15 protein-coding genes are annotated in these 14,418 nt (G+C 68.2%); 5 read left to right on the top strand and 10 right to left on the bottom strand.

The genetic code is table 11. From position 1 onward, the window contains the following. From ACT6QK_RS07505 to ACT6QK_RS07515, 3 genes are all read right to left on the bottom strand, one after another. On the bottom strand, positions 1 to 459 hold a 459-nt coding region (locus ACT6QK_RS07505; RefSeq protein ID WP_444597200.1), incomplete at its 3' end, for a hypothetical protein. Positions 460 to 585: 126 nt separating this feature from the next. Further along, on the bottom strand, positions 586 to 1,353 hold the full coding sequence (locus ACT6QK_RS07510) for an ABC transporter permease (protein ID WP_444597201.1): 768 nt from the start codon (positions 1,351 to 1,353) through the stop codon (positions 586 to 588). Next, positions 1,353 to 2,288, bottom strand: a complete 936-nt coding sequence (locus tag ACT6QK_RS07515) for an ABC transporter ATP-binding protein (protein WP_444597202.1) — start codon at positions 2,286 to 2,288, stop codon at positions 1,353 to 1,355. Before ACT6QK_RS07515 ends, ACT6QK_RS07510 begins: the two co-directional genes overlap by 1 nt. A 180-nt stretch (positions 2,289 to 2,468) precedes the next feature. On the opposite strand from ACT6QK_RS07515, the gene ACT6QK_RS07520 reads away from it, so the two are divergent. Together ACT6QK_RS07520 and ACT6QK_RS07525 are read left to right on the top strand one after the other, a co-directional pair. Further along, the gene (locus ACT6QK_RS07520; protein WP_444597203.1) at positions 2,469 to 3,071 is read left to right on the top strand and encodes a lipocalin family protein; all 603 of its coding nucleotides are present in this window, start codon (positions 2,469 to 2,471) and stop codon (positions 3,069 to 3,071) included. Positions 3,072 to 3,079: 8 nt separating this feature from the next. Further along, the gene (locus ACT6QK_RS07525) at positions 3,080 to 4,426 is read left to right on the top strand and encodes a PQQ-dependent sugar dehydrogenase (protein ID WP_444597204.1); all 1,347 of its coding nucleotides are present in this window, start codon (positions 3,080 to 3,082) and stop codon (positions 4,424 to 4,426) included. 76 nt (positions 4,427 to 4,502) lie between these two features. Here the strand turns inward: ACT6QK_RS07525 and ACT6QK_RS07530 are convergent, their stop codons facing one another. Genes ACT6QK_RS07530 through ACT6QK_RS07540 form a run of 3 tightly spaced genes read right to left on the bottom strand, consistent with a single transcriptional unit; the run spans position 4,503 to position 7,469 of the window. Further along, positions 4,503 to 5,519: an HlyD family secretion protein gene (locus ACT6QK_RS07530; protein ID WP_444597205.1), complete on the bottom strand. Its 1,017-nt coding sequence runs from the start codon at positions 5,517 to 5,519 to the stop codon at positions 4,503 to 4,505. A 22-nt stretch (positions 5,520 to 5,541) separates the two neighbouring features. Then, positions 5,542 to 6,300: an ABC transporter ATP-binding protein gene (locus tag ACT6QK_RS07535; protein WP_444597206.1), complete on the bottom strand. Its 759-nt coding sequence runs from the start codon at positions 6,298 to 6,300 to the stop codon at positions 5,542 to 5,544. After that, positions 6,297 to 7,469, bottom strand: coding sequence for an ABC transporter permease (locus tag ACT6QK_RS07540; protein WP_444597207.1), 1,173 nt, complete (start codon positions 7,467 to 7,469; stop codon positions 6,297 to 6,299). Before ACT6QK_RS07540 ends, ACT6QK_RS07535 begins: the two co-directional genes overlap by 4 nt. A gap of 209 nt (positions 7,470 to 7,678) precedes the next feature. Between ACT6QK_RS07540 and ACT6QK_RS07545 the strand changes: the two genes are divergently transcribed. Then, positions 7,679 to 9,763 carry a S46 family peptidase gene (locus ACT6QK_RS07545; protein ID WP_444597208.1) on the top strand — a complete coding sequence of 695 codons (2,085 nt, stop codon included), beginning with the start codon at positions 7,679 to 7,681 and terminating at the stop codon, positions 9,761 to 9,763. Here ACT6QK_RS07545 and ACT6QK_RS07550 read toward each other — a convergent pair. Then, on the bottom strand, positions 9,760 to 10,332 hold the full coding sequence (locus ACT6QK_RS07550; protein ID WP_444597209.1) for a hypothetical protein: 573 nt from the start codon (positions 10,330 to 10,332) through the stop codon (positions 9,760 to 9,762). The two genes, ACT6QK_RS07545 and ACT6QK_RS07550, sit on opposite strands and share 4 nt — an antisense overlap. A 100-nt stretch (positions 10,333 to 10,432) precedes the next feature. Here ACT6QK_RS07550 and ACT6QK_RS07555 point away from each other — a divergent pair, with 100 nt between their 5' ends. After that, positions 10,433 to 12,511 (top strand): S46 family peptidase, encoded by a 2,079-nt coding sequence (locus ACT6QK_RS07555; protein ID WP_444597210.1) that lies wholly within the window; start codon positions 10,433 to 10,435, stop codon positions 12,509 to 12,511. Next, positions 12,508 to 13,029, top strand: coding sequence for a GNAT family N-acetyltransferase (locus ACT6QK_RS07560; protein WP_444597211.1), 522 nt, complete (start codon positions 12,508 to 12,510; stop codon positions 13,027 to 13,029). Before ACT6QK_RS07555 ends, ACT6QK_RS07560 begins: the two co-directional genes overlap by 4 nt. A 6-nt stretch (positions 13,030 to 13,035) precedes the next feature. On the opposite strand, the gene pgsA is transcribed toward ACT6QK_RS07560, so the two are convergent. The 3 genes from pgsA to ACT6QK_RS07575 are packed head-to-tail and all read right to left on the bottom strand — an operon-like array spanning position 13,036 to position 14,395. Beyond that, entirely contained in the window at positions 13,036 to 13,692 is a 657-nt protein-coding gene (pgsA, locus tag ACT6QK_RS07565) for a CDP-diacylglycerol--glycerol-3-phosphate 3-phosphatidyltransferase (RefSeq protein WP_444597212.1), read from the bottom strand. Next, entirely contained in the window at positions 13,689 to 14,153 is a 465-nt protein-coding gene (locus tag ACT6QK_RS07570) for a PIN domain-containing protein (RefSeq protein WP_444597213.1), read from the bottom strand. The genes pgsA and ACT6QK_RS07570 overlap by 4 nt, the downstream gene beginning before the upstream one ends. Continuing rightward, positions 14,150 to 14,395: a type II toxin-antitoxin system Phd/YefM family antitoxin gene (locus ACT6QK_RS07575; protein WP_444597214.1), complete on the bottom strand. Its 246-nt coding sequence runs from the start codon at positions 14,393 to 14,395 to the stop codon at positions 14,150 to 14,152. The genes ACT6QK_RS07570 and ACT6QK_RS07575 overlap by 4 nt, the downstream gene beginning before the upstream one ends. Between the last annotated feature and the right edge of the window lie 23 nt (positions 14,396 to 14,418).

A 14,418-nucleotide genomic window follows, 5' to 3' on the forward strand; every position in this document is an offset into this window, starting at 1 on the left:
CTGGATCGGCGCTCGACCCAGCGGCGGCCGAGAGGCGGCGGCGGGCGCAGCGGTTGGGACGGGCGCAGCGGTCGGGGCCGGCGTCGGAGCGGGAGCCGGAGCCGCCTCCGCCTGAACCTCGGCGGGCGGATTCGCGGAGGCGACAGGTTTGGCGGCGACCGGAGCCGCGGCGGTGCCGGTCTCTACCGCAGTCGACGCCGCAGCCGCCTTCGCAGCGCGACGCGGCTTGGCGGGCGCCGCCTCGGAGACGACCGGTGCGGCGGCGGCCTTGGCCCGAGGCTTCGCCTTGGGGGCCGGCTTGGCCTTGGCGGCAGGCTTCGCCGCCTGCTCCATCGCGGGCTGGGCCTTCGCTTTCGCGGTCGGCTTCGCTTTGGCGGCGGGCGTCTTGGCGGCCGGCGTGGTCTTGGGCGTCTTCGCGGCCTTGGCCGCAGTTTCAACGTCTACGGGTTTTCGCGCCACTGCGCCTCCGGGGGTCTGGGGTCGGGTCCGCGCCGCTGCGAGCGGGCGGGCGGGCGACGACCATAGTCGAGCGTCAGGCTGGCCCGCCAGTGGGTCGCTTTGATGGCGCGCTCCGACTGACGGGGATCAGTTCTTCAGCCGGTAGCCCGTCTTGAAGATCCAGCCGATGACCAGAAGGCACAGGCCCAGGAAGCCGAGGGTCGCCAGAACACTGACGCCCACGCCCACGTCGCCCGCGCCGTAGAAGGTCCAGCGGAAGCCGGAGATCAGATAGACGATGGGGTTGAACAGGCTGATCGTCTTCCAGACGCCCGGCAGCATGTCGATCGAATAGAAGGCGCCGCCGAGGAAGGTCAGGGGCGTCACGATCAGCATGGGAATGGCCTGAAGCTGCTCGAACCCGTCGGCCCAGATGCCGATGACGAAGCCGAACAGACTGAAGGTGGTGGCGATCAGCACCAGGAACAGCAGCATCCAGACCGGGTGAAGAATCTCCAGCGGGGTGAACATCGCCGCGGTGGCCAGGATGATCAGGGCCAGGACCACCGACTTGGTCGCCGCCGCCCCGACATAGGCGACCACGATCTCCAGCGGCGACACCGGCGCGGACAGGATCTCATAGATGGTGCCGGTGAATTTCGGGAAGTAGATGCCGAAGGAGGCGTTGAAGATCGACTGGGTGAACAGGCTCAGCATGATGAGGCCCGGCACGATGAAGGCGCCATACTGGACCCCGTCGACCTCGGTCATCCGCCCGCCGATGGCCGCGCCGAAGACGACGAAGTACAGGGCCGTGGTGATCACCGGGGTGACCACGCTCTGCCACAGGGTGCGCAGGGCGCGCGCCATCTCGAAACGATAGATGGCCCAGATACCGCGATAATTGAGGGTCATCAGGCGGCGTCCTTTTCGGCGTGAACGAGGCTGACGAAGATGTCTTCCAGCGAGCTCTGGCGGGTGTTCAGATCCTTGAATCCGATCCCCAGCTGCTCCAGCCGCCGGATCAGGGAGGGCACGCCGGTGTCCTCGGCGTTGGCGTCGAAACTGTATTGCAACTCATGGCCGTCGCCCTTCAGCTCGACCGTCCAGTCGGCCAGTTCGGCGGGGATGGCGGTCAGGCCGTCGGTCAGGTTGAGGGTCAGGGTCTTCTTGCCCAACTTCTTCATCAGGGTGGCTGTGCGCTCCACCAGGATCAGCTCACCGCCCAGGATCACCCCCACCCGATCGGCCATCTCCTCGGCCTCCTCGATATAGTGGGTGGTCAGGATGATGGTGACGCCGCGATCGCGCAGCCGGCGCACCAGGCCCCACATGTCGCGCCGCAGTTCGACATCCACCCCGGCCGTCGGCTCGTCCAGGAACAGGATGTCGGGTTCGTGCGACAGCGCCTTGGCGATCATCACCCGCCGCTTCATCCCGCCCGACAGGGTGCGCAGCTTGGCGTCCTTCTTGTCCCACAGGCTGAGGTCGCGCAGCAGTTGTTCGATGAAGGCCGGGTTCGGCGCCTTGCCGAACAGGCCGCGACTGAAGGTGACCGTAGCCCAGACGCTCTCGAAGGCGTCGGTGGTCAGTTCCTGGGGCACCAGGCCGATGGCGGTCCGCGCCGCGCGATAGTCGCCCAGAATATCGTGGCCATCGGCCGTGATGGTCCCGGTCGTCGGGGTGACGATGCCGCAGACGATGGAGATCAGGGTCGTCTTTCCCGCGCCATTCGGACCCAGCAGGGCGAAGATCTCGCCCTTCTCGATGGTCAGATCGACCTTTTTCAGGGCCTGATGGCCGGACTTGTAGGTCTTGGTCAGACCCTCGATGGCGATCGCCGTCGTCATGGTGTGCGTCTTCCCCTCGCGATCGCCCAGAGGAAGGTGCGACGGCCTGTCGCGGCAATATGGGCCGCCCGGCGCGACGCTCAAGAGCCGTCTGCAAATCAACGGCCGGCCGCCGCCAAAAACCGGGCGGGCGGAACCAGCGTAGCGGGGAGAGGTTCTGTCCCTGCCACGGAGGCTTCAATGCCCATCGTCCGCCACACCGCCCTCGCCGCCCTGCTCTCCACCGGACTGCTCGGCGCCGCATTGGGCGGTTGCGTCACAGCGCCATCGCCGCGCGACTACCGGGCGCCGCAACCCGCCCAGACCGTGGACGCCGCACGCCTCTATGACGGTCTCTGGCTGGAGATCGGCCGAACGCCGATGAAGCTGACCGACGGCTGCGTCGCGGGCACCACCACCTATCGCCTGGACGGCCCGGACCGCCTGACCCTGCGCGACGCCTGCCGGGCCGACACGCCCCAAGGCAAGGAAAAGGCCCTCGGCGCCCGCGCCACCATCCTGGACCCCGGGACCAACGCCAAGTTCCGCGCCCGCTACATCGGCGGCCTGATCACCTGGGAGTTCTGGATTCTGGACCGGGCGGCCGACTATAGCTGGTTCATCTCGGCGGACCCGACCTTCGAACGGCTGTGGATCTACACCCGCACCGCCCCGGACGCGGCGACCCTCGATCGGTTGAAGGCCCGGGTGACCGCCCTCGGCTATGATGTGACCAGGCTCGAGTTTCCCGCACCCCTGGCGGCCGCCGACGTTCCCGCCACCGCCGCCCGCCTGAACGAATGAGACCCACCATGCGCCCCCGCGTTTCCATTTCGAGCTTCCATTCCAGGGCGGCTGCAGCCGGAGCCGTCTCGCTCGCGGTACTTCTGGCCGCCTGCGGCAGCGGCGAATCCCTGCCGTCCTCGGCGGGCTTCGGGCCGGACCCCCAACTGCCCGCGCCCCGCAACGCCCTCTTCCCGACCGTGAAGGTCGCGCCCGCTGTCGGCTGGGCCGAAGGCGAGACGCCGACGCCTGCGCAGGGGCTGCGCGTTCAGGCCTTCGCCTCGGGTCTGGACCATCCACGCTGGCTCTATCGTCTGCCCAACGGCGACATCCTGGTGGCCGAGACCAATGCCCCGCCCAAGCCGAAGGAGAAATCCGGCGGCGTGCGCGGCTTCTTCCAGGGCCTGTTCATGAAGAAGGCCGGGGCGGTCACCGAGAGCGCCGACCGCATCACCCTGCTGCGCGACGCCGACGGCGACGGGGTGGCCGAGCTGAAGACGGCGTTCCTGACCGGCCTCTATTCGCCCTTCGGCATGGCCCTGGTCGGGGACCGTCTGTTCGTCGCCAACGCCAACGCCGTGGTCGCCGTACCCTATCAGACCGGCCAGACCCGGATCGACGCCGCCCCGGTCAAGGTCGCCGACCTGCCCGCCGGCCGCAATCACCACTGGACCAAGAGCCTGGTCGCCTCGGCGGACGGATCGCGCCTCTATGTCGGGGTCGGCTCCAACTCCAACGTCGCCGAGAACGGTCTGGCCGAGGAGGTCGAGCGGGCGGCCGTGCTGGAGATCGATCCGGCGACCGGGGCGCGACGCATCTACGCCTCGGGCCTGCGCAATCCGGTCGGCATGGCCTGGAACCCGCAGAGCGGCAAGCTGTGGGTCGCGGTCAACGAACGCGACGAGATCGGCAACGACCTGGTGCCCGACTACATGACCTCGGTGACGCCGGGCGCCTTCTACGGCTGGCCATGGAGCTACTACGGCCAGACGGTGGATGAACGGGTTAAGCCGGCCAACCCCGAGCGGGTCGCAGCCGCCATCCGACCCGACTACGCCCTGGGCGCCCATACGGCGTCTCTGGGCCTGACCTTCTACGACGGGGACCTCATGCCGAACTGGCGGGGCGGAGCCATCGTCGGTCAGCATGGGTCGTGGAACCGGAAGCCGCCCAACGGCTACAAGGTGATCTTCGTCCCCTTCGCCAACGGCATGCCCAACGGGTCGCCGCAGGACGTCCTGACGGGCTTTCTCAATGACGACGGCGAGGCGCGGGGACGGCCCGTCGGGGTTCAGACCGATCCGCGCGGCGCCCTGTTGGTCGCCGACGACGTCGGCAATGTCATCTGGCGGGTGTCGCCGTCCACCAACCCCTGATTTCGGGCGCGGTCCGGACAGACAAACGGCCCGGACGCCTTCGCATCCGGGCCGTCAGATCTCTTTGCGGTCAGCCTCAGCCGGCCTTGGGCGGCGTCTGCATCGAGCGGTTGGCGGGCACGCCCGGAGAGACGGTGCGCGGCGCGCCGGCGACCTCACCCGGCTTCATGAACTTGACCAGCACCCGCTGGCCGATCAGCAGCGGCGCATTCCCCGCCGAAACCACGACCTCGACCACGCGCTCGTCAGTGCGTTGCGAGGGATCGTCGGAGGCCAGTTTACGGGCTCCGAAGACGGCGGCGCGACGCATGACCTCGCCGACATAGACCTTGGACGGATCGCCCTCGGGCGTGATCTCGACCTTCTGGCCGGGCGTGATGTTCGGGATGTCGCTCTCGACGATCTCGGCGCGGGCGATGCGCGGGGCGTCGGGCTCCAGATCGAACATGTTGGACACGTTCAGGGTCGAGGCGCCGGCGCCGGGATTGGCGTAGCGGCGCACGATCCGGCCGTTGGCGGGCGCGCGGATGACGGTCAATTCCTGATTGTATTCGGCGCTGGCCAGCTGGGCGCGGGCGGTCTGGACGGCGGCCTGTTGCGAGCCCAGGCGGGCGCGGGCGCCGGCGATGGCGTCGCGGGCCTGATCGACGCGCTGGGCCGCGACGAAGTTGGTGGCGACCAGCCCCTGCAGCCGCTCGTACTCACGCTCGGCCGTGCGGATGTCGACATGTATCTGGGCCAGCTGGGCCTCGGCCTGATTGACCGAGGCGCGGGCGGTCTGGACCGACAGCCGGGCCTCGTCATCCTCCTGACGGGCCAGGATCTGGCCGGCCGTGACGCGGTCGCCCTCCTGAACCAGCACTTCGCGCACCACCCCGCCGCGACGCGCCGCGACCTGGATGATCCCGCCCTCGATATCCACCTTGCCGTTGGCGATGGCGGCATAGGGGCTGACCGGCTTGTTCGCCTCCGCCTTGGCCTCTTCGGCCTTTTTGGCCTCACCCTGCTTGTTGACGACGACGAAGCCGACGCCGAGCAGGATCACCAGGATCAGGGCGGCCCATGTCCGCTTGAGTTTCAGGAAACCGGGCATTCTCTCGTATCCTTCAGGGAGCTCAGTGCGACGCCAGCTGGGCGTCGGGATTGGGGGTGCGGCGCTCGTCGGAGATGATGACGCCGTCTTCGATATGGATGACGCGGTCGGCCCAGGCCTCCAGGCGCGGGTCGTGGGTCACGCAGATGACCGCCGCCCCGTGTTCGGTCGCGGCCCGGCGCAGCAGGCGGATCACCACCTGGCCGTTCTCGCCGTCCAGGGCCGAGGTCGGTTCGTCGGCGAACAGGATCTTGGGGTCCTTGGCCAGGGCGCGGGCGATGGCGACGCGCTGCTTCTCGCCGCCCGACAGGATGGCCGGACGCTGATGCAGGCGATGGGCCAGCCCCACCTCGGTCAGGGCCTCGGTCGCGCGCTTGGTCGCCTGGGCCGACGACAGGCCCTGGAACTTCAGCACCGTCGTCACCTGTTGCAGGGCCGTCAGGGCCGGGAACAGGTTGAAGCCCTGGAAGATGAAGCCGCAGTGGGCGAGGCGGAACCGGTCGATCCGGCCAAGGGACAGCTTCCACAGGTCGTCCACGTCCAGGGCGTCGACCCGCCCCTCTTCCGGACGCAGCAGGCCGCTGAGGGCCGCGATCAGGGTCGACTTGCCCGAGCCCGACGGCCCCATGACCATGGTCAGGTCGCCGTGGCGCGCGTCGAAATCGACGCCCTTCAGCACCTCGACGAAGCTCTTGCCCGACTTGAACCGCTTGACCAGACCCTTGGCCTCGATCGCATAGTCGCCGTGCTTGCCGTGAACCTTGGTATGCTGGGCGTTCATCGCAGGAGGTCCGCGGGTTGGCTGTTCTTGAGGATGCCCAGGGACAGGGCGCCCGACAGGACGGCGATCAGGATCAACCCCCCGCCGACCACGATCAGCAGGACGGGCGGCAGGGCGATGATCACGGCGTTGGCGGCGGCGAACAGACTGACCAGCCAGGTCAGGCCGATGGCGGCGATGACGCCGACGCACCCGACCCAGAAGCTCAGCTCCATGACGATCCGGTTCAGCGACCCCATGCCGACGCCGAGGGCCCGCAGCGAGGCGAACTCCTTGATGTTGGCCATGATGGCGCCGCGCAGGGTCTGCCAGGTGATGGCCACCCCGATGATGGTGCCCAGCACCACGCAGCCGCCGATGATGATGACCAGAATGCCTTCCTCGAACATGGCGCCGGCGTTGGCGTCGGCCAGTTCCTGACGCGTCCACGCCATCCACTGGCCATTGCCCTGGGCGTTCAGCTCGGCGGCGACGGCCGGAGCCCGCGCCGGATCGCGCAGCTTGACCATCAGGGGGCCGACGCGCGGGCCGGTGTCGGCCTGGCCCAGCATCCGTAGGGTGTCGCGCGACATGATGACCGTCGACTGCATCATGTTGGGATAGCCGCGCGTGATGCCGACCACCGTGACCGTCTGGCCGTTGTAGAGGGCCCGGTCGCCCAGCTTGACGCCCAGCTTGGGCAGGGCCGTCTCATCGACGGCGACGGTGTAGGGCTGGCGCAGGGCGTCCACCAGTTCAGGGGAATAGTCCGTCGGGATGGTGACCGCCCCGGGCGTGGTGTCGACCACCATGGCCTGGACGAACTCCTGACGCGGCGCCTTCATCTTGGCGCGTTCGGCCTGGGAGATCGTCGGATCGACGTTCTTGACCGACTGGAAGGTGCCGCCGGCGCCGTCCAGCGGCTGGACCTCGACCACGGCGGGGTTGTTGTAGACCTGGGGGATGAAGCGGCGCGGCACGCCCGAGGGCCCGCCTATCAGGCTCTTGGCCCCCGGCTGCATGACGATGATGTCGGCGCTGGACCGCTCGATGGTGGCGGTGAAGCCCTTGCCGATGCCGATGAAGACCCCGGTCATGGCCAGGACCAGAAGGCCGGACAGGGCCAGGGCCATGACGGCGGCCATATAGCGCCGCCACTCGAACAGCAGCGTGGAAAGTGCGAGCGACATGAAGGAAAGTTTCAACCCCGAATACGCTGCTATCTGACGGCGCCCATCGCTCCGGCCAAGTTAAATCGGGGTAAGGCGCGACGGCCGTCGTCTTGACGCGGCCGCGTCCTGCCGCGACGAAGGCGGCTTGCTTCCGGGCCGTCCACAGGTCTAGCTATAAAGTAACAGGCAACGGCGGCGACGGGCCCCGGCCTCAGGAGATGTCCTTCATGTCGCTTCGCTTCACCGCCTCCATGTTTGCTGTCGGCGCCTCGATCGCCGTCCTGTCGGCCGCCGCCTCCAGCCCGGCCCGCGCCGACGAGGGCATGTGGACCTTCGACAACTTCCCGATCCAGACGGTGAACGCGAAATACGGCACGTCCATCGACCAGGCCTGGCTCGACCGGGTGCGCAACGCCGCCGTCCGCCTGCAGGGCTGTTCGGCCTCGCTGGTCTCTGGCGAAGGTCTGGTCCTGACCAACCACCACTGCGTCATCGGCTGCGTCCAGGACCTGTCGGACGCCCAGAACGACTACGTCAAGAACGGCTGGATGCCCGCCACCCGCGAGGAAGAGAAACAGTGCCCGGGCCAGACGGCCGAGATCCTCACCGAGATCACCGACGTGACCGACCGGGTTCTGGCGGCCGGGGCCGGAACCGAGGGCGCCGCCTTCGTCCAGGCGCGCGGAAACGAGATCACCAAGATCCAGGACGAGGTCTGCGGCGACGACCGCAAGCTGACGTGTCAGGTCATCAGCCTCTATCGCGGCGGCCAGTACAAGCTCTACAAGTTCCGCAAGTACGAAGACGTCCGGCTGGCCTTCGCGCCCGAGTTCCAGGCGGCCTTCTTCGGCGGCGACCCGGACAATTTCAACTTCCCGCGCTACGCCCTCGATGCCGGCTTCCTGCGCCTCTATGAGGACGGCAAGCCCGTCGCCACCCCCAACCACCTGACCTGGAACGCCAGTGCGCCGAAGGAAGGCGAGGCCGTCTTCGTCGCCGGCAACCCCGGCTCGACCTCGCGCCTTCTGACCATGTCGCAACTGGAGCGGCTGCGCGACCAGCAGCTGCCGATCAGCCTGATCCAGGGTTCGGAGCTTCGCGGCCGGATCCAGGAGTATGCGACCACCTCGGAAGAGGCCAAGCGGGTCTCGGTCGACCCCCTGTTCGGTCTCGAGAACAGCTTCAAGGTCTGGTACGGCCAGCAGGGCGCCCTGACCGATCCGGCCTTTATGGCGAAGAAGCGCGAAGAGGAGGCCGACCTGCGCGCCCGCGTCGCCGCCGATCCCGCCGTGGCCGCCCGCATCGGCGACCCGTGGGGCGAGCTCGACGCGGTCCAGACCGCGGCCCGCGACCTGTTCCTGCCCTACCGTCAGCTGGAAAGCGCGGCCGGGGGCGGCTCGACCCTCTACAACTACGCCCGCGCCATCGTCCGGGCGTCGAAGGAGCGCGCCAAGCCCGTGGCTGAACGCCGCGCCGGCTATACCGACGCCGCCCTCGCCCAGATGGCCCGCCGGCTGGAGCAGTCGGCTCCGATCGATGCGGGTCTGGAAGAGCTCTATCTGACCCACTGGATGCTGAAGACGCGGGAATACCTGACCGTCGACAACGCCGACGTGAAGGCCATGCTCGGCAAGGAGGCCCCGGCCGACATCGCCGACCGTCTGGTCGCCGGCACGAAGCTCGCCGATCCGGCCGAACGCACTCGCCTGTTCGCCATGACACCCGAGCAACTGGCCGCCTCGGGCGACCCGATGATCGCCTTCGTCCTGGCCAATGACGACGCCGCCCAGGCCATCCGCACCCAGTGGGACGCCGCCGTCACCGCTCCGACCGGCAAGGCCGCCGAAAAGATCGCCCAGGCCCGTTTCGCGGCTTACGGCACCAACCAGTATCCGGACGCGACCTTCTCCCTGCGCCTCTCCTACGGCGCCGTCGAGGGCTGGACCTGGCGCGGCGTCACCGTGCCGCCCTTCACCTACATGGGCGGGCTGTACGAGCGGGCGACCGGGTCGGAACCCTTTAACGCGGCGCAGAAGTTCGTCGAGGCCGAGGGCCGGATCAACAAGGACGTTGTCTATGACTTCGTCTCGACCAACGACATCATCGGCGGCAACTCGGGTTCGCCCGTCATCAACGCCAAGGGTGAAGTCATCGGCGCGGCCTTCGACGGCAACATCCACTCGCTCGGCGGTTCCTTCGGCTATGACGGGACCCTGAACCGCACGGTGACGGTCTCGACCGCCGCCATCACCGAGGCCCTGCGCAACGTCTATCAGCAGCCCCGCCTGCTTGAAGAACTGGGCGTCCGCTAACCCGCCGCCGCCTCGTCCGCCGATCCTTGAGCCTGAGGGTCGGCGGACGTCTGGCGCAACCAGCGCCGCATATGAGGATAGGGCCGCCCGCCGGTCCTTGCGGCCGTCGTCGCGTCCTCGGTCATTCCCATCCATTGCAGCAGGGGCAGGCCGATGAATTGGCCCGCACTGAATCGCTCGATCAGCCATTGGGCTTCGCCCTTGTAGCCCGCCGGGTGGAAGACGACCTCCGGCGCGAGGCCGAGGTGAACCAGGGCCGCCCAGGACCAGGTGATCGCCACGATCTCTTCCCCTGCGTCGTCGCCGACGTCGGCCTCGACCCGCCCTCGCCGCTCCGGCGGCATGACGGCGATGTGCCCCGCCTCATGCAGCAGATCGCCTGGATAGAGCAGCCGCTTCGGATCGACCCGCAGACGCCCTCGGTCCGGCTGGATGCCCGGCAGAACGCAATGGCCGCCGAGCGCCGTGACCACGACGGGGATGCCGATCTCGTCCAGGAAGGCGGCGATCCGCTCGGTCAACGGATCGGCGAAGGCCGGCCGCGGCGAGGCGCACTCCTGATCGGTCATTTTGCGCCACGCCTCCATTCGCCCGAAGGATAATCGTCGCGCCGCCTTTTGCCGAGACGCCAAGTCGGATTAGGTTGCCGCCCGCTTCGTGGAGTTCACCATGCGTCACCTCGCCCTCGCCGCCTCCGCCGCCGTCCTGGCCTTCGCCGCGTCTTCCGCTCAGGCCGAAGAGGGGATGTGGACCTTCGACAACTTCCCCATCGCCCGCGCCAACCAGACCTTGGGGACCTCCATCGATCAGGGCTTCCTGGACCGGGTGCGGCTGTCGTCGGTGAAGTTCGGCGGGTGTTCGGCGGGCCTAGTCTCGGACGCAGGCCTGGTGATGACCAACAACCACTGCGTGGCCACCTGCGTCGCCAATCTGTCGACCCAGGCGGTGAACTACGCCGAGACCGGCTTCACGCCGAAGACCCGCGAAGAGGAGCTGAAATGCCCCGGCGGTTCGGCCGAGATCCTGACCGACATCACCGACGTCACCGAGCGGATGCACAAGGCGGGCGAGGGCCTCTCCGGCGCCGCCTTCACACGCGCCCGCGACGCCGAGGCGGGCCGGATCGAACAGGAGGCCTGCGGCGACGCGGCCGACAAGCGCTGTCAGGTGGTCAGCCTGTATCGCGGCGGCCAGTTCAAGCTCTACACCTACAGGAAATACTCCGACGTCCGGCTGGCCTGGGCGCCCGAGGATCGGGCGGCGACCTTCGGCGGCGATCTGGACAACTTCTCCTTCCCCCGCTTCGCCATCGATGCAGCCTTCATCCGCCTGTATGAGAACGGCGCTCCCGCCGCGACCCCGACCCATTTCCGCTGGAATGCCGACAAGCCGGTCGAGGGCGCGCCCGTCTTCGTCTCGGGCAGCCCCGGCGCGACCCAGCGCCTGCTGACCATGGACCAGCTCGCTTCGATCCGTGACGTGGTTCTGCCGATGGACCAGTTGATCGCCTCGGAGCTCCGCGGCCGGCTGATCCGCTATTCCCAGGAAGGCGAGCGCCAGGCTTTCGAGGCCATGGACCCCATTGTCGGGCTGGAGAACACCTACAAGCGCGGCCTCGGCCGGATGCGGGCCCTGACCGATCCGTCCTTCATCCAGATGAAGGCGGCGGCCGAGATCGACTTCATGCAGAAATACGCGGCGGCCAACCCCGGTCAGGGCCCCGATCCGTGGGGCGAATTGGAGGCGCTGCAGCCGACGCTGCGTGAACTCTATCCGGCCTACGCCCTGCTGGAGGGCGGCACGGGCATCGGCACCACCCCGGTCGCGGGCGGATCCCAGCTGTTCCTCTGGGCGCGGACCCTGGTCCGGGGCGCGCAAGAACGCGAAAAGGCCTCGGCCGAACGCCTGCCCGAGTTCGCCGACAGCCGTCTGGCGGCGACCCGAACCGCCCTGTTCGCCGAACGCCCGGTCTATCCCGCGCTGGATCAGGTGCGGATGGAATGGTGGCTGTCCAAGACGCGCGAGTGGCTGACGGTCGATGATCCGCGCGTGCGGACCCTGCTCGGAAACGAGAGCCCCGAGGGCCTGTCGGCGCGTCTGGTCGAAGGCACGACACTGGCCGATCCGGCCGTGCGTCGCGCCTTGTGGGAAGGCGGTCTCGCCGCCATCCAGGCCTCCGACGACCCTCTGATCCAGTATCTGCTGAAGATTCAGGAGCCGACCCGCGCCGTCCGCACCGAATGGGAGGAAAAGGTTCAGGGCCCGACCGACCGCGCTTCGGAGGCCCTCGCCGCCGCCCGCTTCGCCGCCTATGGCGACAGCGTCTATCCGGACGCCACCGGCACCCTGCGGCTGACCTATGGCCAGATCGAGGGAACCGACGTGCCCGGCCAGCGCTGGGGTCCGTTCACCACCTTCGGCGGCCTGTGGGAGCGGGCGACCGGCGCCCAGCCCTTCGTGGTCGCCCCGAAGCTGCTGGCGGCGAAGGACCGCATCCCGGCCGACACGGTCCTGAACATGGCGGTGTCGTCCGACACCATCGGCGGCTCCTCCGGCTCGCCGGTCGTGACGCCGCAGGGCGACATCGTCGGGGCCAATTTCGACTCGACCGTGCTGACCCAGCGCAACGCCTATGGCTACGACCGCAACGTCAACCGCAGCGTCATCGTCACCACCGGCGCGGTGACGGCCGCCCTGCGCGACGTCTACGGCATGGACGGCCTGCTGGCGGAGCTGGGCGTCCGGTGAGCGACTTCCGCGCGGCCACGTCCGTCGACATCCCGACCCTGCGCCGCCTGATCGAGAGCGCCTATCGCGGCGACAGCGCCAAGGCCGGCTGGACCCACGAGGCCGACCTGCTGGGCGGCGACCGGACCAGCGACGCGGAACTCGCCGGCATCATCGCCGACCCAGATCAGGTTCTGCTGATGACCGAAGACGAGGGCGAGGCGGTCGGCTGCGTGCGGGTGATGCGACAGGCCGACGGCTCGACCTATCTGGGCATGCTGACCGTCTCTCCCGGGCGTCAGGCCGGGGGTCTGGGTCGAGCCTTGCTGGCCGCAGCCGAGACGGAAGCGATCGCGCGCTTCGCCGCGCCGCGCATGGAGATGACCGTCATCTCCACCCGGTCCGAGCTGATCGCCTGGTACGAACGGCGCGGCTATGCCCTGACCGGCGAACGTCGGCCCTTCCCGCTTGAGGCTCGGGATTTCGGCGACCTGTCGCCGCAAACGCTCGAGTTCGTGGTGCTGGCGAAGCCGCTCTGACCCCGCCTAGAGCGGGTCCAGTCGCTCGACCGGCGGCTGCTCCATCTGGCGGCGCGCCTTGGAGAAATACTGCCAACCGGTCCAGACCGTGGCGATGGCGGCGGCCCAGATCAGGATGTCCGCGAACCACTGGAACCAGGTCAGATATTCGAAGTCCCAACCGAAACCGTCCCAGTTGCGGGCCAGGAGTTGGGCGGCCAGAGCCACCATCTGCAGGGTGGTCTTCCACTTCGCCAGCAGCGTCACGTCGAGCTTGACCGTGCCCGCTGTGGTCTCGCGAAGGGCCGAGACGGCGAACTCCCGGAACAGGATCAGGCCGCAGGGAATGACGATCTGCTGCACCGCGCCGGAGGTGAGTACCCCCAGGATGGCGCCGGTGACCAGCACCTTGTCCGCGATCGGGTCGAGGATGGCTCCCCATCGCGTCGTGGCGTTCCAGCGTCGCGCCAGATAGCCGTCGACCCAGTCCGTCGAGGCTGCGATGACGAAGATCCAGAAGGCGGCGCGATACAGGGCGAACTGGTCGTCCGGATCCAGATAGGCCGACAGGGGTCCGAACCCGCCCGTCGCCCCCGCCAGGATCAGGAACATCACCACCCCGGCCAGCAGGCGCACGCCCGTCAGGATATTGGGGATGGGATTGGCCTTGGGCATGGCGGTCATTCGGGCGGTCCTGACACTGTGTCGAGCATGGAAGCCAGCAGGGGGTGAAGGCGTTCCGCGAACGGATTGGCGACGGTCACGCCGCGATAAACGAATCCGTCCTGCATGTCCTCCGAAAGCAGGAGACGGCATCCCGCCTGTTGGGCGGTGCAGAGGATCAGGGCGTCCCAGATCTGGAGGTCATGCTCCGAGGCCAGGTTGAGCGCCGCCGCGAAGGTGTCGGGGGCGTGGACGGTGAACGTCAGTATCTCGATCCAGTCCCTGACGACGGCGGCGGCCGCCTCCTGTGAACGACCCGTCTTTCGGACCAGCACATTGTAGAGTTCGCCGGCGACCTGGCTTGAGACGACGATATCGGCTGCGTCGATCACATCGATGACGGCGTTCGCCCTGTCCTGCCGGAGCGCATCGTTCACGCCGACGGCATAGGCCAGCACATTGGTGTCCAGCGCGACCTTCACTCGTAGCCGTCGTCGCGCGTCACCCGACCGAGGTTCATCGCCGGCTGTCGGGCGAGTTCGTCGAGCAGGGCGCGCTTCCTTCGATTTCTTTCAATCCGGTCGGCCTCGTCCGCAGGCACGGGGACCATCTTGATCATCGGCTTGCCGTGCGCGGTGACGACATAGGTTTCGCCGTTTGCGACTTCCTTGAGCACGCGAGAAAACTCGCGATTAGCATCCGTGGCCGAGATCGAGCGTTCCATGAGGCCCACAATAGTGGATTTCA

The organism is Brevundimonas sp. (assembly GCF_052436175.1).
Lineage (GTDB): Bacteria > Pseudomonadota > Alphaproteobacteria > Caulobacterales > Caulobacteraceae > Brevundimonas.